This window comes from Cupriavidus oxalaticus (assembly GCF_004768545.1).
In the GTDB taxonomy this organism is placed as follows: Bacteria; Pseudomonadota; Gammaproteobacteria; order Burkholderiales; family Burkholderiaceae; genus Cupriavidus; species Cupriavidus oxalaticus_A.
Genome location: NZ_CP038635.1, coordinates 77691 through 98099 on the forward strand (window position 1 = coordinate 77691; position 20409 = coordinate 98099).

Annotated in this window: 20 protein-coding genes; 11 read left to right on the forward strand and 9 right to left on the reverse strand. The window is 68.2% G+C overall.

Translation table 11 applies throughout. The features are described from left to right. Positions 1–58: 58 nt before the first annotated feature. The 3 genes from minE to minC form a co-directional block, all read right to left on the reverse strand. Positions 59–313 (reverse strand): cell division topological specificity factor MinE, encoded by a 255-nt coding sequence (gene minE, locus E0W60_RS11125; protein ID WP_006164360.1) that lies wholly within the window; start codon positions 311–313, stop codon positions 59–61. Between the two features lie 21 nt (positions 314–334). Then, positions 335–1150: a septum site-determining protein MinD gene (gene minD / locus E0W60_RS11130; protein WP_029047801.1), complete on the reverse strand. Its 816-nt coding sequence runs from the start codon at positions 1148–1150 to the stop codon at positions 335–337. A gap of 67 nt (positions 1151–1217) precedes the next feature. Next, the gene (gene minC, locus E0W60_RS11135) at positions 1218–2048 is read right to left on the reverse strand and encodes a septum site-determining protein MinC (RefSeq protein WP_135704102.1); all 831 of its coding nucleotides are present in this window, start codon (positions 2046–2048) and stop codon (positions 1218–1220) included. A gap of 242 nt (positions 2049–2290) precedes the next feature. Between minC and E0W60_RS11140 the strand changes: the two genes are divergently transcribed. Continuing rightward, positions 2291–3262 carry a magnesium and cobalt transport protein CorA gene (locus E0W60_RS11140; RefSeq protein WP_133096687.1) on the forward strand — a complete coding sequence of 324 codons (972 nt, stop codon included), beginning with the start codon at positions 2291–2293 and terminating at the stop codon, positions 3260–3262. A gap of 147 nt (positions 3263–3409) precedes the next feature. Beyond that, positions 3410–4114: a tetratricopeptide repeat protein gene (locus E0W60_RS11145; protein ID WP_135704104.1), complete on the forward strand. Its 705-nt coding sequence runs from the start codon at positions 3410–3412 to the stop codon at positions 4112–4114. Positions 4115–4162: 48 nt separating this feature from the next. Here the strand turns inward: E0W60_RS11145 and gatB are convergent, their stop codons facing one another. From gatB to gatC, 5 genes are all read right to left on the reverse strand, one after another. Further along, a complete protein-coding gene (gene gatB / locus E0W60_RS11150; protein ID WP_135704106.1) occupies positions 4163–5620 on the reverse strand; it encodes an Asp-tRNA(Asn)/Glu-tRNA(Gln) amidotransferase subunit GatB in 1458 nt (485 codons plus the stop codon). A gap of 97 nt (positions 5621–5717) precedes the next feature. Then, positions 5718–6806, reverse strand: coding sequence for a dienelactone hydrolase family protein (locus E0W60_RS11155; protein ID WP_195427776.1), 1089 nt, complete (start codon positions 6804–6806; stop codon positions 5718–5720). A gap of 32 nt (positions 6807–6838) precedes the next feature. Further along, the gene (locus E0W60_RS11160) at positions 6839–7297 is read right to left on the reverse strand and encodes a hypothetical protein (protein WP_135704110.1); all 459 of its coding nucleotides are present in this window, start codon (positions 7295–7297) and stop codon (positions 6839–6841) included. Between the two features lie 2 nt (positions 7298–7299). Beyond that, positions 7300–8805 carry an Asp-tRNA(Asn)/Glu-tRNA(Gln) amidotransferase subunit GatA gene (gene gatA, locus E0W60_RS11165; RefSeq protein ID WP_133094969.1) on the reverse strand — a complete coding sequence of 502 codons (1506 nt, stop codon included), beginning with the start codon at positions 8803–8805 and terminating at the stop codon, positions 7300–7302. A gap of 103 nt (positions 8806–8908) precedes the next feature. Continuing rightward, positions 8909–9208: an Asp-tRNA(Asn)/Glu-tRNA(Gln) amidotransferase subunit GatC gene (gene gatC / locus E0W60_RS11170; protein ID WP_133094970.1), complete on the reverse strand. Its 300-nt coding sequence runs from the start codon at positions 9206–9208 to the stop codon at positions 8909–8911. Between the two features lie 626 nt (positions 9209–9834). On the opposite strand from gatC, the gene E0W60_RS11175 reads away from it, so the two are divergent. From E0W60_RS11175 to E0W60_RS11205, 7 genes are all read left to right on the forward strand, one after another. Beyond that, complete coding sequence (locus E0W60_RS11175; RefSeq protein WP_008648066.1) at positions 9835–10878, forward strand: rod shape-determining protein; 1044 nt, start codon at positions 9835–9837, stop codon at positions 10876–10878. Positions 10879–11074: 196 nt separating this feature from the next. Then, positions 11075–12058 carry a rod shape-determining protein MreC gene (gene mreC, locus E0W60_RS11180; protein WP_135704112.1) on the forward strand — a complete coding sequence of 328 codons (984 nt, stop codon included), beginning with the start codon at positions 11075–11077 and terminating at the stop codon, positions 12056–12058. Further along, on the forward strand, positions 12055–12567 hold the full coding sequence (gene mreD, locus E0W60_RS11185) for a rod shape-determining protein MreD (protein ID WP_029047791.1): 513 nt from the start codon (positions 12055–12057) through the stop codon (positions 12565–12567). The genes mreC and mreD overlap by 4 nt, the downstream gene beginning before the upstream one ends. A 46-nt stretch (positions 12568–12613) precedes the next feature. Then, the gene (mrdA, locus tag E0W60_RS11190; RefSeq protein WP_133094972.1) at positions 12614–14917 is read left to right on the forward strand and encodes a penicillin-binding protein 2; all 2304 of its coding nucleotides are present in this window, start codon (positions 12614–12616) and stop codon (positions 14915–14917) included. An 11-nt stretch (positions 14918–14928) separates the two neighbouring features. Continuing rightward, positions 14929–16071, forward strand: coding sequence for a rod shape-determining protein RodA (gene rodA, locus E0W60_RS11195; protein WP_133094973.1), 1143 nt, complete (start codon positions 14929–14931; stop codon positions 16069–16071). Between the two features lie 79 nt (positions 16072–16150). After that, a complete protein-coding gene (locus E0W60_RS11200; RefSeq protein ID WP_133094974.1) occupies positions 16151–16831 on the forward strand; it encodes a DUF484 family protein in 681 nt (226 codons plus the stop codon). A gap of 10 nt (positions 16832–16841) precedes the next feature. Further along, the gene (locus E0W60_RS11205; RefSeq protein WP_135704113.1) at positions 16842–17930 is read left to right on the forward strand and encodes a tyrosine recombinase XerC; all 1089 of its coding nucleotides are present in this window, start codon (positions 16842–16844) and stop codon (positions 17928–17930) included. 1 nt (position 17931) lies between these two features. Here E0W60_RS11205 and E0W60_RS11210 read toward each other — a convergent pair whose 3' ends face one another. Continuing rightward, positions 17932–18888, reverse strand: a complete 957-nt coding sequence (locus E0W60_RS11210) for a transcriptional regulator GcvA (protein ID WP_133094976.1) — start codon at positions 18886–18888, stop codon at positions 17932–17934. Positions 18889–19136: 248 nt separating this feature from the next. On the opposite strand from E0W60_RS11210, the gene E0W60_RS11215 reads away from it, so the two are divergent. Continuing rightward, entirely contained in the window at positions 19137–19505 is a 369-nt protein-coding gene (locus E0W60_RS11215; RefSeq protein WP_135704114.1) for a DUF2917 domain-containing protein, read from the forward strand. A 165-nt stretch (positions 19506–19670) separates the two neighbouring features. Continuing rightward, positions 19671–20408, forward strand: a complete 738-nt coding sequence (gene lipB / locus E0W60_RS11220; RefSeq protein ID WP_135704116.1) for a lipoyl(octanoyl) transferase LipB — start codon at positions 19671–19673, stop codon at positions 20406–20408. Position 20409 lies beyond the last annotated feature (1 nt).

A 20409-nucleotide genomic window follows, 5' to 3' on the forward strand; every position in this document is an offset into this window, starting at 1 on the left:
AGACACTGCGCCCTGGCCTGTAGCGGGACGGATGGGGACCGGGCTATGGCGACCGGGATCAGCCTTGCGGGATCTCGATCTTGACTTCGAGCACCTCGAGGTTGTCCTGGCGCTCGAGGCTGACGCGCAGGTCCTGGTCGCTGATCTTGACGTACTTGGAAATCACCGCCACCAGCTCGCGCTGCAACGCGGGCAGGTAGTCGGCGGGGGCGGAATGGCCGGTGCGCTCGTGGGCGAGAATGATCTGCAGCCGCTCCTTGGCGACCGACGCGGACTTTTTCTTCTCCCCCAGCAGGAAGGAAAGGATCGACATTGGGATGAGCCTCCGGACCGTTTATTTGTTGCCGAAGATGCGGGAGAACAGCCCCGGCTTCTGGTAGTCGGTGAAGCGCATCGGCTTGTCCTTGCCGAGGAAGCGGTCCACCACGTCGCCATAGGCGTCGGCTACGTCGCTGCCTTCCAGGTGGATGGCGGGCGTGCCCTGGTTCGATGCGTGCAGGACGGCTTCCGATTCCGGCACCACGCCGATCAGCTTGATGCGCAGGATTTCCTGGATGTCGGTCAGCGACAGCATCTCGCCGCCGTGCACGCGCTTGGGGTTGTAGCGGGTGATCAGCAGGTGTTCCTTGATCGGATCGCCGCCTTCGCTGGCGCGCTTGGTCTTGGACGACAGGATGCCGAGGATGCGGTCCGAATCGCGCACCGACGACACTTCGGGGTTGGTGACGATCAGTGCCTCATCGGCAAAGTACATCGCCATCAGCGCGCCCGACTCGATGCCCGCGGGCGAATCGCACACGATGTACTCGAAGTCCATCTCGATCAGGCCGTTGATGACCTTCTCCACGCCTTCCTTGGTCAGCGCGTCCTTGTCGCGCGTCTGCGAGGCCGGCAGGATGAACAGGTTTTCGCACTTCTTGTCCTTGATCAGCGCCTGGCGCAGGTTGGCTTCGCCCTGCACCACGTTGATCAGGTCGTACACCACGCGGCGCTCGCAACCCATGATCAGGTCGAGGTTGCGCAGGCCGACGTCGAAGTCGATCACGGCAGTCTTGTGGCCACGCAGGGCCAGGCCGGCGGCAAAGCTGGCGCTGGTGGTGGTCTTGCCGACGCCTCCCTTGCCGGAGGTCACAACGATGATTTTTGCCATGGCTCTTTGGTCCAGTAATTAGGTTGAAGCTTGCGCTGCTTGATTGGGGTCCCCGATGCCGGTGCGGTTACTTGAGCCGCAGCGCCTCGAGGATCAGTTTTTCTTCGGCCAGGCGTACCTGGGCCGTCTTGCCGAGCACGTCGGCCGGGAGCGTCTGCTCCGCGGTACGGTAGATGCCGGCAATGGAAATGAGTTCGGGCTCCATGCACGTGCTGAAGATGCGCGCACCGGTGTTGCCCTTGACGCCCGCCAGCGCGCGGCCGCGCAGCGGGGCATAGATATGGATGTTGCCTTCGGCAATGACCTCGGCCCCATAGCTGACCACGTCGAGGATCACCACGTCGCCGTGCGCGTAGACCTGCTGGCCCGAGCGCAGCGGCTTGTCGATCAGCAGGGTCTGGTGCTGGCGCACCGCGGCGGCGACCGCGGCGTCGGTGGTGGCCTGCGCGGCGGCGCGGACGGCGTCTTCGCGCGCGGCCTGCTCGGCCGCGGCTTGCGCGGCGGCCTGAGCAGCGGCCTGTTCCGCCTCGGCGGCGGCCTTGGCCTCGGCGGCACGATCGGCGCCGGCACCGCTGCCGCGGCGGCTCTGGCTGTCGAGCAGCGGCAGACCGAAGCGCTCGGCCCATTCGCGCTGGCCGGCGCGGGCCACCACGCCGATGGCGCGTGCCTTGAGCTTGGCCAGGGTCTCGATCACCGTGCCGAGCGCGACTTCGCTATCGTCCTCGAGCGCGCGCAGGTCCAGCGCGATCACGTCATTGGAGAAGAAATCGGGAGTGGCTTCGAACCGGGAGAGGAGGTCATCCCGCAGCGCAGCCATGTCGGCGGTCTGGAGGGCGAGAAGGAGGGCATCGACGTTGCCACTGCGCAGCTCGAAGCGTGGCGATTTCTTCTGGGACATAGCCGGGTGACCGTGGAAATGCCACATTCTAACGTTGTCTTACACGCGAACTGTAACAATTGGCGCGATCCGTGAGATCGAGCCGCAATAGGTGCCCTGTGCGTTCCATCTGCCCGCGCGTTGTGCAGCACGCGGCTCGCACCGCCGGGGCCGAGTGACCGGCGACACGCAGGGCCGGCTCTCGCCGCCGTAGCAATTTGCAAAGCCTTGTTACGATTGCGCCATTGGACAGCGGAGTTCCCATGGGCGCCATCGTCAATTGCGTGGCCTACCGGCAGGGCCAGCGGCTCGGCACGGTCGGCATGGAAGAGATCCCCACGGTGCTGGGCGTGCCCGGCACTTTTGTCTGGCTCGGGCTGCATGAGCCAGACCTGACGCTGCTGCGCAAGGTGCAGCTCGCCTTCGGCCTGCACGACCTGGCGGTGGAAGATGCGCTCGATGCGCACCAGCGGCCCAAGCTGGAGGCCTATGGCGATTCGGTGTTCGTCGTGCTCAATACGGCGCAGCTGGCCGAGGACGAAGTGGTGGTCGGCGAGACGCATTTGTTCGTCGGTCCCAACTACGTGGTCTCGGTGCGCCATGGTGCGAGCAGCGCCTACACTCCGGTGCGCGAGCGCTGCGAAAGCGACCCGCAAGGCCTGGCGAACGGACCCGGCTACGTGCTGTACGCGCTGATGGACTTCGTGGTCGATCACTACCTGCCGATCGTCACGCGGCTGGAAGACACGCTGGAGGACCTGGAGCAGGGCATCTTCCGCGACGAGTTCGACCGCGGGGCGATCGAGAATCTGTACCGGGTCAAGCGCCAGGTGCTGCGCCTGCGCAATGCGGTCAGCCCGGTGGAAGACATGTGCAGCCAGCTGATCCGCCTGCACGAGGAGCTGGTGCCGAAGGAACTGCGCGCCTACTTCCGGGACATCGAGGACCACGCCAGCCGGCTGGTGCGCACGCTGGACGTGATCCGCGAAATGCTGACCACCGCGGTGCAGGTCAACCTGGCACTGGTGACGGTGGGCCAGAACGAGGTGGTCAAGCGGCTTGCCGGCTGGGGCGCGATCCTGGCGCTCCCGACGGTGGTGTTCAGCCTGTACGGGATGAACTTCGATTTCATGCCGGAGCTGACTCTCCACTACGCCTACCCGGCAGTGATCGGCGTGACGGCGGTGGCGTGCGGACTGCTATGGCGGCGGCTCCACCGCGCGGGATGGATATGATCCGATCGCTAATTTATTGATGCTAAGAATGACGGATCATTATTTTTCATATGATTGATTATTCGCATCGATAAACTGGCCCGCCTACCGGGTGCCCCCGCTGACTCCTACACTGGAGCAAAGAAGGCGCCGCGCCCGGAGTCCGCCATGTCGAAAGCCCGTTCCCCGCATGCCGCCGTGCTGGCCGGCATCCTCTGCTGTGCATGGCTGTGCCTGCCGCCCGCCGCCGCCGCACCCCAGCCGCCCGCCCCCGCACAGACGCAGACCCGCGACGCCGTTGCTGCCTATGAGTCGGGCCGCTTCGACGAGGCCTTGCAGGGCTTCTCCAGCGCCGCGCGCCAGGGCAACCGCCTGGCGCAATTCAACTACGCGATGATGCTGCTGCGTGGCGAGGGCACCGCTGCGCGGCCGCAAGAGGCCCTGGTGTGGCTGCGCAGGGCGGCCGACAACGGCATGACGCATGCGCAATACACCTGGGGCGATCTGTACGAGCGCGGCCAGCTGGTGCCGAAATCGCTCGAAGAGGCGAACCGCTGGTATGAGCGCGCGGCGCAAGGCGGGCACGTGCAGGCGCAGATGGAGCTGGCAACGAACTACTTCACCGGTCGCGGCGTGCCGCGCGACTATGCGCAGGCGTTTGCGTGGTACCGGCGCGCGGCGAGTGCGGGAGATGGCGGGGCGCAGTACATCGTCGGCAGCTTCTATGAGCACGGCGAGCCTGGCGTGGTCGACCGCGATATCGAGCAGGCGAAGATCTGGTATGCGCGCTCGGCGGCACGCGGGGATCCGGGTGCGCTGGCGAAGCTGAGGTCGCTGCTGGAGGAGACGGTGAAGGGGAGGGCGGGGATGTAGTCCTCTCCCGCATCGCGGGAGAGGTAGCAAACAGCTGGCAGGCCTGGATCAGCCCAGCTTCTTCCTCAGCAGCTCGTTCACCTGCGCCGGATTGGCCTTGCCCTTGGTCGCCTTCATCGCCTGGCCGACCAGCGCATTGAACGCCTTTTCCTTGCCCGAGCGGAATTCCTCGACCGACTTGGCGTTGGCCGCCAGCACGTCGTCGATGATCTTCTCCAGCTCGCCGCTGTCCGACATCTGCTTCAGGCCCTTGGCGGCGATGATGGCGTCGGCATCGCCGTCGTGCTCGCCAGCCCACATGGCCGGGAACACGTCCTTCTTGGCGGTGTTGTTCGAGACCGTGCCGTCGGCGATGCGCGCCAGCAGCCTGGCCAGCTGCGCCGGCTTGACCGGTGCGTCGTCGATGGCGATGCCTTCGCGGTTCAGTTGCGAGGCCACGTCGCCCATCAGCCAGTTGGCGGCGGGCTTGGCGTTGGCGGCGCCGGCATCGGCGACCACGGCCTCGTAGTAGGCGGCAAATGCCTTGGTCGCGGTCAGCGTGGTCGCGTCATACGCCGACAAGCCGTATTGCGACACAAAGCGCGCCTGCATCGCGGCCGGCAGCTCCGGCAGCGCATTGCGCACGCGCTCGATCCAGGCCGGTTCGATCTCCAGCGGCATCAGGTCCGGGTCAGGGAAGTAGCGGTAGTCGTGCGCGTCTTCCTTGGTGCGCATCGCGCGGGTCTCGCCGGTGTCCGGATCGAACAGCACGGTGGCCTGCTGGATCTTGCGGCCGTCCTCGATTTCTGCGATCTGCCACTGCACTTCGTATTCGATGGCCTGCTGCAGGAAGCGGAACGAGTTCAGGTTCTTGATCTCGCGGCGCGTGCCGAATTCCTTCTGGCCGACCGGGCGCACCGACACGTTGGCGTCGCAACGGAAGCTGCCCTCCTGCATATTGCCGTCGCAGATGCCCAGCCACACCACCAGCGAGTGCAGTGCCTTGGCGTAGGCCACCGCTTCGGCGGCGCTGCGCATGTCGGGCTCGGTGACGATCTCGAGCAGCGGCGTGCCTGCGCGGTTCAGGTCGATGCCGGTCATGCCGGCGAAGTCCTCGTGCAGCGACTTGCCCGCGTCTTCTTCCAGGTGCGCGCGCGTCAGGTTGACGGTTTTCTCGTAGAACTCGCCCTTCTTGCCTTCGACCTGGATGGTGATGGTGCCGCCCTGGACCACCGGGATCTCATACTGGCTGATCTGGTAGCCCTTGGGCAGGTCGGGGTAGAAGTAATTCTTGCGCGCGAAGATGCTGCGCGGCGCGATGGCAGCGCCGATCGCCAGGCCGAACTGGATCGCGCGCTCGACCGCGCCCTTGTTGAGCACCGGCAGCACGCCGGGCAGCGCCAGGTCCACCGGCGAGGCCTGCGTGTTGGCCTCGGCCCCGAAGGCGGTGGACGTGCCAGAAAAAATCTTGGAGGCCGTCGAAAGCTGCGCGTGCGTTTCGAGGCCGATCACCACTTCCCATTGCATGGCGGTATTCCTGTTCGGTTCTTTCGTTCTGTCTGTTACGGCGGGGCGGCGGGCCGCCCCGGGTTGGGTCTGTCTGGCTGCGGGCCCTCGGTGCGCCTCAGGGGTCGGGGCTGGCGAGCCAGGAATCGAGTTGCGCGAGCGCCGCGGCGCGCGCCACCGCGTCGCCGCCGACGGTCACCGCGCGCGCCTTGCGCACGCCGCCGCCGTTGCCGGCAGCGGGCACGTCGTGGCGGACGTGCAGCTCGCTGGTGCCGTCAAAGCCGTGATGGGCGCCGGGGTAGATCTCGAGCCGGAAGCGCGCGTTGGGCTGGCGCGCCAGCACGGCGGACTGCAGCATGGCGCAGCGCGTCGCGGGCGTCCAGTCGTCGGCGCCGCCGATCATCAGCAGCATGGGGGTGCGCAGCCGGTAATCGTGCTGGCGCACCGCGCGCTTGCAGCCGGGATAGAACGCGACGGCGCGTTCCACCTGCGGCGTGCCGGCCGGCCACGGGCGGCTGGCGTCGACGGTGGCCAGCACCGCCTGCGCGCCGTTGGACCAGCCCAGCAGCACGATGCGCGCGGGGTCGACGCCCGGCTGGCTGCCGAGCCAGCGCAATGCGGCCAGCGCATCGGCGCGGCGCGTGCGGTCGTCGATGCCGCGGTTGTCGATCGGCTCGGTGCAGATGCCGTGCGGTTTGCCGCGGGCGCTGAAGCTGTCGGGCATCAGCACGGCGTAGCCGCGCGCGGTCAGCCACTGGGCGTATTCGCGGTAGCGTTGCTGCAGCAGCGCCGAGGCGTCGGCGCCGTCGCTGGTGGCCATGGGGTCACGCGGGGACAGCAGGCCGCCGCAGCCATGCAGCGCCACCACTACCGGCAATGCGCGCGGCGTGGCGCCTTCGCGCGGCACGAACCAGTAGGCGGTCAGCGCCGGCGTGGCGGCATCGCCGCGCAGCAGCACGCGCTGCGCGGGCACCGGCGCCGCGCTGGTGGCCGCCGTCGCCGGCCCGGCTCCCTGGCGCGTCACCGTGCCCGGCGCCAGCGCGCCGGCCGGCGACAGCAGCGGCGGCTGTACCAGCGCCGGCGGCGGCAGGTCGGGTGCATGCGCCGCGGCGCCGCCCGACCACGCAACCAGGCCGAGCGCCATCACCGCCGCAGCGCGGCGCGCGGCGCGGCTGGCGCTGGCAGGGTGGGGCCGGAAGGCGGGCATGCGCGGCATGTCGGTTGCGGTATCTGCGGTTATCAGCGCGTGGCGGCGCAGCCGCCGCTGCCGGGCTCGAACATCACGGGCCAGGCCTGTTCATAGATGCCGGGCGTGCAGCGCTGCTGGCAGTTGGCATGCGCCAGCGTGACGCGGCGCGGGTCCTGCCAGACCATCAGCTTGCAGCCGCTGCCGTCGTTGGCGCGCAGCTCGATATGCGGCTTTCTCTGGACCTGGCGGAAGTCGGCCAGGTTGAAGGTGCACGAGCCGCGCCGGCCCACCCACAGCTTCCACGATAGCTGCTGCACGGTGTTGTCGGAAACGCGCAGCTGGGCGTCCTCGCGGAAGCCGTCTTCCTCGGTGCGGCGGCAGTCGCCGGCCAGGTCGATGTCGCGGCTGGCGATGGGCGTGGGCTTGCCGATGATCGGCAGCTGGATACAGCCCGCCACCAGCGTGGCGAATACCAGGGCGGCGAGCAGCCGGAGGAAGGTCGGGTTCATGGTCAGGCCTTGGCGGGGCGGCGCAGGTGCCAGTCGGTCGCCTGCTGGAACGCGTGCGCGGCCTGCAGCAGGCGCGCCTCGTCGAAGTAGTTGCCGATCAGCTGCAGGCCCACGGGCATGTTGCCATCGCCGAAGCCGCACGGCACGCTCATGCCGGGCAGGCCGGCCAGGCTGGTCGAGAGCGTGAAGATATCGGCCAGGTACATCTGCACCGGGTCCGAGGTCTTCTCGCCCAGCTTCCACGCCACCGTCGGCGCCACCGGGCCCATGATCACGTCGCACTGGGCGAAGGCGCGCTGGAAGTCGTCGGCGATGATGCGGCGGATCTTCTGCGCCTGCAGGTAGTAGGCGTCGTAGTAGCCGTGCGAGAGCACATAGGTGCCCACCAGGATGCGGCGCTTGACCTCCGGGCCGAAGCCTTCGGCGCGGCTCTTCTTGTACATGTCGAGCAAGTCGCGGTACTCGGCGGCGCGGTGGCCATAGCGCACGCCGTCGAAGCGCGACAGGTTCGACGAAGCCTCCGCCGGCGCGATCACGTAGTACACCGGGATCGACAGCTCGGTCTTGGGCAGCGACACCTCCACCAGCGTGGCGCCCAGCTTTTCATACTCGGCCAGCGCGGCGCGCACGGCCTGTTCGACGTCGGCCGACAGGCCCTTGCCGAAGTATTCCTTCGGCAGGCCGATGCGCAGGCCCGCCAGCGGGCGCTCGGCGCTGGCGCCGGCGCGCGGCTGGCCCAGCAGGCGCGTGTAGTCCTCGTCCACGCCGCCTTGCTCCGGCGGGATGCTGGTCGAGTCCTTGGGGTCGAAGCCGGCCATGGCGTTGAGCAGCAGCGCGCAATCCTCGGCGGAGTGCGCCATCGGGCCGCCCTGGTCCAGCGACGAGGCGAAGGCGATCATGCCGTAGCGCGACACGCGGCCGTAGGTCGGCTTGATGCCGGTGATGCCCGAGAACGACGCCGGCTGGCGGATCGAGCCGCCGGTGTCGGTGCCGGTGGCGGCGGGCGCCAGGCCGGCGGCGACGGCCGCGGCCGAGCCGCCCGACGAGCCGCCGGGCACGCGGCTGGTGTCCCACGGGTTGCGCACCGGGCCGAAATGCGAGTTCTCGTTGGACGAGCCCATCGCGAATTCGTCCATGTTGGTCTTGCCCAGCGTGACCATGCCGGCGGCGGCCATGCGCTCGACCACGGTGGCGTCGAACGGGCTTTCATAGTTGCCCAGCATCTTCGAGCCGGCGGTGGCGCGCCAGCCGCGGGTGACGAACACGTCCTTGTGCGCGACCGGCACGCCGGTCAGCGGCGCGGCCTCGCCGCGCGCGCGGCGCTCGTCGGCGGCGCGCGCCTGCGCCAGGGTGCGCTCGGGGTCGACGTGGATAAAGGCGTTGAGCGCGGCGGCCTGCTCGATGCGGGACAGGTACTCGCGCGCGAGTTCCTCGGCGGAGACGGTGCGCGCGGCAAGGGCGTCGGCGAGCTGGCGCAGGGAGGTCACGGAATCAGCGGAAAAGGGCATGACAGTCGGGTTGGCATTCGGGGTGGCGTACTGGCTGGGTCGGCCGGGCGGCAAGATCCTGCAAGCTTCGACAAGGATTGGCAACGCGCGCGGCCGGCGCAGGTCACTCGATGACCTTGGGCACCAGGTACAGCCCGTTCTCGGTGGCCGGGGCGGGGCGCTGGTAGTCGTCGCGGCGGTCGCTCTCGGTGACTGCATCGTCACGCAGGCGCTGCACCATGTCGCGTACGGCCGACAGCGGGTGCGCCAGCGGCTCGATGCCGGTGGTGTCGACCGCCTGCATCTGCTCGACCAGCGAGAAAAAGTTGTTCAGCTGCGCAAGCGTCTGTTCGGCCTCGTCATCGCTGGTTTCGATGCGGGCCAGGTGGGCGATGCGCTTGACGTCGGATAGGTCGAGGGCCATGGCGTGGTGGTTCGGATGCTCGGATGCGGAAGGTGCCGGCAGCGGCCGGCGGCCGGCCGTGCGGCGGTGGCGTCGCGCGGTCGGACAGGGCGGCTCCGGGACGCTGCAACGGCGCAACGGAGCCATCGGAATTACAGGGTTTTTCAGGCCGTAAACGCCCGAAGCAGCAGGAATTATAAGGTATCATTGCGTGCTCCCGACCTTTGGCAACGCCTTCGTCACTTTGCCGCAAGCCGGTCCCCGGCTGGCCCGCCGTGCCTGGCGGCCGAAGGTGCCCGAAGGGCGAACCTGGGTCCTCTGATTAGGCCTTTGCCACCGGCCACGACACGCCCGAATGCAACGGGTCATGACGCGCCGGTGCCTGCACATTTTCGTGCGCATCGTCGCGAACTTTCTCGCGAGGTCTAATCAAAGGTTCCCGTAGGGCCGGCCTGCGCGGCATGACGGCGGCGGTGCCGAACCCGACTCCAATCCAGCACCCGGCCCGGGCCCACCGCGCCGGAGCGTGGGCGGGCCGGGAAGCCGAGAACCATTCCGTATTCAACACCCAAGCAATTCGTGGCCGGGCCGCCCGCGGCGCCGGCCGCTTCGCCTACCCGCGAACACCATCACAGACAGGACTCCTGATGTTCGGATTTCTCCGCAGCTACTTCTCCAACGACCTGGCGATCGACCTCGGCACCGCCAACACGCTGATCTACATGCGCGACAAGGGCATCGTGCTGGACGAGCCCTCGGTCGTCGCGATCCGCCAGGAAGGCGGCCCCAACGCCAAGAAGACGATCACGGCGGTGGGCAAGGAAGCCAAGCAGATGCTGGGCAAGGTGCCGGGCAACATCGAGGCGATCCGCCCGATGAAGGATGGCGTGATCGCCGACTTCACCGTCACCGAGCAGATGCTCAAGCAATTCATCAAGATGGTGCACGACAGCAAGCTGCTGCGTCCGAGCCCGCGCATCATCATCTGCGTGCCGTGCGGCTCGACCCAGGTCGAGCGCCGCGCCATCCGTGAATCCGCCCTGGGCGCCGGCGCCAGCCAGGTGTACCTGATCGAGGAGCCGATGTCGGCCGCGATCGGCGCCGGCCTGCCGGTGTCGGAGCCGTCGGGCTCGATGGTGGTGGACATTGGCGGCGGCACCACCGAGGTGGGCATCATCTCGCTGGGCGGCATGGTCTACAAGGGTTCGGTGCGCGTCGGCGGCGACAAGTTCGACGAGGCCATCGTCAACTACATCCGCCGCAACTACGGCATGCTGATCGGCGAGCAGACCGCCGAAGCGATCAAGAAGGAAATCGGCTCGGCCTTCCCGGGCTCCGAAGTCCGCGAGATGGAAGTCAAGGGCCGCAACCTTTCCGAGGGCATCCCGCGCGCCTTTACCGTTTCGTCCAATGAAATCCTGGAAGCCCTGACCGATCCGCTGAACCAGATCGTGTCGGCGGTGAAGATCGCGCTGGAACAGACCCCGCCGGAACTGGGCGCCGACATCGCCGAGCGCGGCATGATGCTGACCGGCGGCGGCGCGCTGCTGCGCGACCTGGATCGCCTGCTGGCCGAGGAAACCGGCCTGCCGGTGCTGGTCGCCGAAGACCCGCTGACCTGCGTGGTGCGCGGCTCCGGCATGGCGCTGGAACGCATGGACAAGCTGGGCAGCATCTTCTCCTACGAGTAAGCACCAGGAACTGCACGTGGCGATGCGCGGCCTGCCGGATCGTTGGATCAGGGCGGTGTCGCGGCGCCGCATCCGCCGGGGGATCGCCCCGGCAACGCCCGCCGCCCTGCGGCGCCGTGCCCACCCCGGGCGCGGCACCGCGGGCGGCGCGGTGTTTGCGGCATTCGCATGCGTGCACCGGCCTGCGTTCGGGTAAATGGATTACTCTCCTCCGCCGCTCTTCAAGCAAGGCTCCTCCGCTGTCGCCAGGCTGGTGCTCTACGTGGGCATCGCGCTGGCGCTGCTGGTGATCGACGCCCGTTTCAACGCGCTCAGCGTTGGCCGGCAGGTGGCCGCCACCGTGCTGATGCCGGTCGAACGCCTGGTGCTGGTGCCACGCGACGCGCTGCGCACGGTGTTCGACTACGCGCAGTCTTCGGCGATCCTCGCCTCCGAGAACCGCGAACTGCGCCAGATCGCCGTGCAGCAGGCCGAGGCCTCGGTGCGCCAGGCGCAGCTTGAGGCCGAGAACAACCAGCTGCGCAAGCTGCTGGGCCTGGCCCAGCAATCGGCCACGCCGGTGACGGCGGCTGAGATCCTCTACGACGCGCGCGACCCCTACAGCCAGCGCATCGTGATCGACAAGGGCAGCCAGCAGGGCCTGCGCGCCGGCTACCCGGTGATCGACGAGCGCGGCGTGGTGGGCCAGGTCACGCGCGTGTCGCCGTTCCAGTCCGAAGTGACGCTGCTGACCGACAAGGACCAGGCGATCCCCGTGCAGGTGGTGCGCAACGGCCTGCGCAGCGTCGCCTTCGGCGGCGCGCGCGCGGGCCAGCTGGACCTGCGCTTCATGGCCGCCGCCGCCGACCTGCAGCAGGGCGACCTGCTGGTGACGTCGGGGCTGGACGGCATCTATCCGCCGGGGCTGCCGGTGGCGAAGATCGTCCATATCGAGCGCAAGGCCGACACCGCGTTCTCGCGCATCTACTGCGAGCCGGTGGCAGGCGTGCGCGCGCACCGGCAGCTGCTGGTGGTGCGCTACGACTCCGCGATCCCGCCGCGCGAGACCGTCGAGTCCAAGCCCGAGGCGCCGGTCAAGGGCGCCAAGTCCGCCGCCGCACGCGCGGCAGCGGCCAGCGCCGCGGCGGCCAAGGCGCCTTCCGCCAGAGAGGCCAGGGACGCCAGGGAGGGCCAACGGTGACCAACCCCCAATACCTGCTGCGGCCGGTCAATCCCGCCTTTATCGCGCTCAGCTTCGTGCTGGCGTTCCTGTTCAACCTGATGCCGTGGGGCGACACGCTGTGGATCCCCGACATGGTGGCGCTGGTGCTGGTGTTCTGGAACATCCACCAGCCGCGCAAGGTGGGCATGGGCGTGGCCTTTGCGCTCGGCCTGCTGATGGACGTGCATGATGCGCGCCTGCTGGGCGAGCATGCGCTGGCCTATACGCTGCTGGCCTACTTTGCCATCACCATCCACCGCCGCGTGCTGTGGTTCACGGTCTACACCCAGGCGCTGCACGTGCTGCCGCTGCTGTTCATCGCGCACGCGGTGCCGGTGCTGATCCGCCTGGCGATGGGCGCGCCGCTGCCCGGCTGGCCGCTGCTGCTGGCGCCGGCGATCGAGGCGCTGCTGTGGCCGCTGGCGACCAGCCTGCTGCTGGCGCCGCAGCGCCGTTCGAGCGATGTCGACGAGACGCGTCCGATCTGACGCCAGATTTGACGCCACCCGTCCCTAACAGGCCCCGCGCAGTACTATGACCGAAATCCGCAACGTCGAACTGGAAATCGGCCGCTTCCGCATCCGCGTGGCGGCCGCGGCCCTGTTCACGGTGATCTGCTTTGGCCTGCTGTTCGCGCGCTTTTTGTGGCTGCAGTGGTACAAGCATGACCAGTACTCGGCCAAGGCCGAGGACAACCGCATCTCGGTGGCGCCGATCGAGCCCAACCGCGGCATCATCATGGACCGCAACGGGATCGTGCTGGCGCGCAACTATTCGGCGTACACGCTGGAGATCACGCCGTCCAAGCTGACCGATACGCTGGAAAACACCATCGAAAGCCTGTCGACGCTGGTGGAGATCCAGCCGCGCGACCGGCGCCGCTTCAAGCGGCTGATGGAAGAGTCGCGCAGCTTTGAAAGCCTGCCGATCCGCAGCCAGCTGACCGATGCCGAAGTGGCGCGCTTCTCCGCGCAGCGCTTCCGCTTCCCCGGCGTGGACGTGCGCGCACGGCTGTTCCGCCAGTACCCGCTGGGCGAGTCGGCCTCGCACGTGATCGGCTACCTGGGCCGCATCTCGCAGCGCGACCAGGAGCGCATCGAGGCCATGGACGAGGCCAACGATGCCGACAGCGCCAAGTACGATCCGCGCAAGGACGCCGACAACTACAAGGGCAGCAACTACATCGGCAAGATCGGCCTGGAGCAGAGCTACGAGACCGAGCTGCACGGCCTGACCGGCTTCGAGGAAGTGGAAGTCAGCGCCGGCGGGCGCCCGATCCGCACGCTGTCGACCTCGCCCGCCACGCCGGGCAATAACCTGATCCTGTCGCTCGACATCCGCCTGCAGCAGCTGGCCGAGGCGCTCTACGGCGACCGCCGCGGCGCGCTGGTGGCGATCGAACCGACCACCGGCGACATCCTGGCGTTCGTTTCCAAGCCGACCTTCGATCCCAACCTGTTCGTCGAGGGCATCGATACCAATACCTGGAACGAGCTCAACGGCTCGCCCGACAAGCCGCTGCTGAACCGCCCGCTGCGTGGCACGTATCCGCCGGGCTCGACCTACAAGCCGTTCATGGCGCTGGCGGCGCTGAGCACCGGCAAGCGCACCGCGGCGTGGGGCATGTCGGACCCGGGCTTCTTCACGCTGGGCAACCACACCTTCCGCGATGACAAGCCGGGCGGGCACGGCTGGGTCGACATGCACAGCTCGATCGTGCATTCGTGCGACACGTACTACTACGCGCTGGCGCGCGACATGGGCGTCAACGGCATCCATGACTTCATGAAGCCGCTGGGCTTCGGCCAGATCACGGGCATCGACATCGAGGGCGAAAGCCGCGGCATCCTGCCGTCGACCGAGTGGAAGCGCCGCGCCTACCGCAAGCCCGAGCAGCAGAAGTGGTATGACGGCGAGACCATCTCGCTGGGCATCGGCCAGGGCTACAACAGCTTCACCATCCTGCAGCTGGCGCAGGCGACCTCGGTGATCGTCAACAACGGCAAGGTGATGAAGCCTCACCTGGTCAAGGCGGTCGAGGACGCGGTCACGCGCAAGCGCACGCTGACGGTGCCCAAGGAAAGCTACACGATCCCGTTCAAGCAGGCCGACATCGACGTGATCAAGCGCGCCATGGTGGCGGTGACGCATGCCGGCACCGCGGCGCGCGTGTTCGCCGGCGCGGCCTATGAGTCGGCCGGCAAGACCGGCACGGCGCAGACCTACAGCCTGTCCAAGGGCGAGAAGTACAACCACCACGCGCTGGCCGAGCACAAGCGCGACCACTCGCTGTACACCGCGTTCGCGCCGGCCGACCAGCCGAAGATCGCGATCGCGCTGATCGTCGAGAACGCCGGCTTCGGCGCCGCGGTGGCCGCGCCGATCGCGCGCAAGCTGATGGACTACTACCTGACCGGCAAGTGGCCGGCCGAACTGGAGGCGATGGCGCCCCCGGCCAGCGAGCGCGTGGCCGGCCGTCCGCCCGTGGATACGCCGAGCGTGTTCACCACCGGCCAGACCGCCAGCATTGCCAGTGCCACGGTGATGTCCTCCGGTGCCGCGCCCGCGAGCGCCGCCGCCAGCGCCGTGGCCGCGGCTTCCGGCGCGCAGCCGGTGACGCCGGAGGCCATTGCCGCCGCGCTGAACGCCGAGGCGATCGCGCCGGCCTCGGCCGTCGAGACGCTGGACCAGCGCATGCTGCAGGCCCTCGGCCACAGCAAGCCCGCGCCGCAGCCGGCCTCCGCCCCCGCCGTGCAGCCCGCCAGGGCGCCCGCGCCCAAACCTCGCGTCAAGCCCGTGTCCGCCAAGGCGGCCAGCGGTGCCGACGCCACCCGCTGAAGGAGACGCGCATGGATCGCCGCCGCGTCATGTCCCTGATCAAGACCGCGCTGACCGGTTTTGACAAGCCGCTTTCGCTGATCGTCTTCCTGCTGTTTGCCACCGGCGTCGTCGCGCTGTACTCGGCCGCCATCGACATGCCGGGCCGCGTCGAAGACCAGTTGCGCAACATCCTGCTGTCGTACGTGGTGATGCTCGTGATTGCCTACCTGCCCACGCAGACGCTGATGCGGGTGGCGGTGCCGATGTACACGGTCGGCGTGGCGCTGCTGATCGCGGTGGCCATGTTCGGGCTGATCCGCAAGGGCGCGCGCCGCTGGCTCTATGTCGGCATGGTGATCCAGCCGTCCGAGATCATGAAGATCTCGATGCCGCTGATGCTGGCGTGGTACTTCCAGAAGCGCGAGGGCGTGATCCGGTGGTTCGACTTCATCGTCGCGCTGGGGCTGCTGCTGATCCCGGTTGGCCTGATCGCCAAGCAGCCTGACCTTGGCACCGCGCTGCTGGTGATGGCCGCCGGCCTGTATGTGATCTACTTCGCCGGGCTGTCGTGGAAGCTGATCCTGCCGCTGCTGGGGCTGCTGGTGGTGGCGATCACGCTGCTGATCACGTTCCAGAACGACATTTGCGCGCCGGGCGTGAACTGGCCGGTGCTGCACGACTACCAGCAGCACCGCGTATGCACGCTGCTCGATCCGACCAGCGATCCGCTCGGCAAGGGCTTCCACACCATCCAGTCGATCATCGCGATCGGCTCGGGCGGGGTCGAGGGCAAGGGCTTCCTCAAGGGCACGCAGACCCACCTCGAATTCATTCCCGAGAAGCACACCGACTTTATCTTCGCGGTCTACTCCGAAGAGTTCGGCCTGATCGGCAATGCGCTGCTGCTGGTGCTCTACCTGCTGCTGATCTTCCGCGGGCTGTTCATCGCCGCCAACGCGCCGACGCTGTTCTCGCGGCTGCTGGCCGGGTCGATCACGCTGATCTTCTTTACCTATGCGTTCGTCAACATGGGCATGGTCAGCGGAATCCTGCCGGTGGTTGGCGTGCCGCTGCCGCTGATTAGCTATGGCGGGACGGCGCTGGTGACGCTGGGGGCGGGGGTTGGGCTCCTGCTGAGTATTTCGCGGCAGAAGCGGTTGATACAGACGTAGCGCGGGCGGCACAGGAAAGGGGGGCGCGGCTCCCCTTTGCTAAACTGCCACCCAATTTTCCTCTACCGGTCCAAGCCCCATGAACGCCCAAGACGTTGCCGCCTACCTGCAGAGCCATCCCGAATTCTTCGAAGAGCACGCCGAGCTGCTGGCCACCGTGCAGCTGACCAGCCCGCACAGCCATCGCGCCGTGTCGCTGCAGGAACGCCAGATGGAAATCCTGCGCGAGAAGAACAAGGGCCTGGAGCTGCGCCTGGCCGACCTGGTACGCCATGGCCACGACAACGACCGTACCCAGCAGCGCCTGCACGACTGGCAGCTGCGGCTGCTGGCCGAGGCCGATTCGCACGCGCTGCCGTATGCCGTGCAGGACGGCCTGCAGCAGGCGTTCGACGTGCCCGCGGTCGCGCTGCGCCTGTGGAACGTGGCCGAACAATACGCCCACATGGAAGTCGCGCAGGATGCCAGCGAAGACATGCGCCTGTTTGCCGAGGGCCTGCGCGCGCCGTATTGCGGCGCCAACAGCGGCTTCGAGGCGGCAGCGCTGCTGGAGCGCGACGACATCGTTTCGCTGGCGATGGTCGCGCTGCGCGTGCCCGTGCGCGCGGCCGATGCCGGCGCGGACGTGCAGGGCACGGCGTTCGGCCTGCTGGTGCTGGGATCTCCCGATCCGCGCCGCTTCCATGAAGGCATGGGCACCGCCTACCTGGCGCAGATCGGCGAAGTCGCCGGCGCCGCGCTGAACCGCCTGCGCGACTGAGGCCAATGCCGTGAGCGCACGCCGGCCGCCGCGCCAGCCCGCTCCCGCGTTGGCGGATGACGGCGCGCCGCCGCCGTCGCCGTCGTCAGATCGGCCGGCCGATCCGCTGGTCGTACAGTATCTCGACTGGCTGCGCGGCAGCCGCAAGCTCGCCGACCATACGCTCGCCAGCTATGGCCGCGACCTGCGCGTGCTGCAGGCGCATGCCACGCGCTACGCGAGCGGCGTCGCATTGCTGGCGCTGCAGACCCACCATATCCGCAACTTCGCCGCCAGGCTGCATGGCAGCGGGCTGGTGGGCACCAGCATCGCCCGCACGCTGTCGGCGTGGCGCGGCTTCTACCAGTGGGCGGCGCGGCATGGCCATGGCGTGACGGTCAATCCGGTCGAAGGCGTGCGCGCGCCGCGCTCCGGCCATGCGCTGCCCAAGGCGCTGTCGGTCGAGCATGCGGTGGCGCTGGTTGCCCACAGCGCCGGCACCGATGCCCAGGCCCTGCGCGACCATGCGGTGTATGAACTGTTCTATTCCAGCGGGCTGCGGCTGTCGGAACTGGTGCAGCTGGACCTGCGCTATGCCGACGCCGACGGCTACCGGTCCAGCGGCTGGCTCGACCTGGCTGGCGCCGAAGTGACGGTGACCGGCAAGGGCGCACGCCGGCGCACGGTGCCGGTCGGCAGCAAGGCCATGGAGGCGCTGCGCGCCTGGATCGCGGTACGCGACACGCTGCTGCGCCCCGGCGCGGCACCCGACGACGCGCACGCGCTGTTCCTGGGACCGCGCGGGCGCCGGCTGTCGATGCGCACGGTGCAGCTGCGGCTCAAGCAGCAGGCGCTGGGCGCCGGCGTGCCGGCCGACGTGCATCCGCATATGCTGCGGCACTCGTTTGCCACGCACGTGCTGCAGTCGTCGGGCGACCTGCGCGCGGTGCAGGAGATGCTGGGGCACGCCAGCATCTCGACCACGCAGATCTATACCGCGCTGGATTTCCAGCACCTGGCGCGCGTCTACGACAAGGCGCACCCGCGCGCGGGACGGCGTTCGGCGCCACCGCCCGACGAGGCGGACGAAGCGGACGAAGCGGACGAAGCCGAGGACTAGCTCACTCCCACTGCGCCAGCACCTCGCGAAAGCGCTCGATCTCCGGCATCAGCCAGCTGCGGAAGGCCTGCACCTTGGGCAGGTTGAGCGAGCCCGGCGCACAGACGAAGTACAGCAGCCACGGACACGGGATGCTGACGTCGAACAGCCGCACCACGCGCCCTGCCAGCAGGTCGTTGTAGGCCAGCGACGAGCGGATCAGCGCGATCCCCTGGCCCTCCGACGCGGCCTGCAGCAGCAGCGACGAATCCTCCATCAGCAGGCCCTTGCGCGGCTCGGGCCAGTCCAGCCCGGCGGCCTCGAACCACGGTTTCCACGGATCGCCCTCGCCGCGCAGCAGCGGCAGGCCGGCCATCTCCTCCGGTTTCTGTGGCAGCCGGCCGCCGTTGAAGCTGGGGCTGCACATCGGGAAGAAGACGTCGTCGAGCAGCTTTTCCACATACAGGCCGGGATAGTCGCCGCTGCCCATGCGCAGCGCGATATCGACTTCCTCATGGGCAAAGTTGACCAGCGTGTTCGACGACAGCAGCTCGACGTCGAGCTCCGGATGACGCTCGATAAAGCTGCCGATGCGCGGCGTGAGCCAGCGCGCGGCGAACGAGGGCATGGTGCTGATGGTCAGGCGCTTGTCGCGGTTGCCGGCCTGCAGCACGCGCGTGGCATCGGCGATCTGCAGCAGCGCGTCGCGTACGCGTTCGGCGTAGATGCGGCCCGAGGGGGTCAGCGCCACGCGCTTGCCGTGGCGCTCGAACAGCGGCAGGCCCAGCTCGTCTTCCAGCGCGCGGATCTGGTGGCTGACCGCGCCGTGGGTGACGAACAGCTCCGTCGCCGCGCGCGAAAAACTCTCGTGGCGCGCCGCCGCCTCGAACGCGCGCAGGGCGGTCAGTGCCGGCAGGCGCGGCAGTTCGCGGTGCCAGCCGCGCGGCAGGTCCTTTTCCCAGGCGCTTTTCCAGGCCATGGCTGCCTCCGGTGAAGTCGGGTGTATGTGAGTTTGACTAACAAGAACAAAGAAAATATATCGTTTTGATAGTGTCAGGGCAATCACTAATATTCCATCACCGGCCCCCGCTGTAGCGACTTACTTAACAGCGAATTCCACAAGGTTTAACTGGCCTGGTCCCCTTGCCGGGCCAATTTCAGTGGATTCGTTGCCGCATCGCGATAGCGTGGCGCAAGTGCCCCCGGCCGGCTGAACGGAGAACTTCGATGAAAACCGTGCTCACAACGACCGTGTTCACCCTGAATCCTGGCGAAGTCACCGCGCTGTCGGTGCACGCCGCCCAGCGCCTGCATGTCGAGAAAGCCAATGGCATGGACGTGTGGCTGACGCGCGAAGGCGATTCGGAAGACTACTGGCTGCGTTGTGGCGGCAGCCTGTTGCTCCGCTCCCGCGACGAGGTGGTGGTCAGCATCGACCCGCGCGCGCAGGAACCGGTACGCCTGGCGCTGATCGCCGAGGCGCGCCGTCCGGCGCTGGCGCTGGCGGATGTGCCGCACCTGGTGTACCGCAGCCTGCGCCGGCTGGTTCGAGGCACGGAATGGACGCCTAACCAGGACCAGGCGGCCGCATCCTGAAGCCGACGCGGGAAGCGGGCGGGGATTCGTCCGCGTTACACCGGCGCCACGCGCATCTGCGCCTGGCCTGGCCGCGTGACGCAAGCGGCAAGTCCTCGGTGCGGCAAGACTGACGGGAGCAGAGCAGGGCCGGCGCAAGCCGGCCCTTTTCGTTACACTCTCGCCATGCATCCGATTCAGATCATCGAACGCGGCCGCGAGGACTATCAGCCGTGTTTCGACGCGATGCGCGCCTTCACCGCCGCACGCTCCCCCGAGACACCCGACCAGATCTGGCTGGTCGAGCATCCGCCGGTCTACACGCTGGGCCAGGCGGGCGATCCCGCACACCTGCTGTCGCCTGACGACAACATCCCGGTAGTGCAGATCGATCGTGGCGGCCAGATCACCTATCACGGTCCAGGCCAGGTAGTGGCTTACCTGCTGCTCGATTTGCGCCGCCGGCACCTGATGGTGCGCGAGCTGGTCCACGCCATCGAGCAGGCAGTGCTGGACACGCTCGCGGCGTATAATCTCGCAGCCGAACGCAAGCCCGGCGCCCCCGGCATCTACCTGTCCGACGGGCCGCACCAGGGCGCCAAGATTGCCGCGCTCGGCCTCAAGATCCGCAACGGCTGCAGCTACCACGGCGTCAGCCTCAACGTGCAGATGGACCTGTCGCCGTTCCTGCGCATCAATCCCTGCGGCTATGCCGGACTGGAAACGGTCGACATGGCGACCGCGGGCGCCACCTGCCCGGTGGCGGATGCCGATGGCGCCCCCATGCCCGTGACCGCGGCACGACAAACCGACATCGCACAGCGCCTGGCGGCTGCATTGTGCGAAGTGCTGGCAGCGCACGAATCCCGCGTGCTGGCGGCTGAAGCCGCCGACGTGAATGCCGACCCGGCCCTGGCCTCCTAGT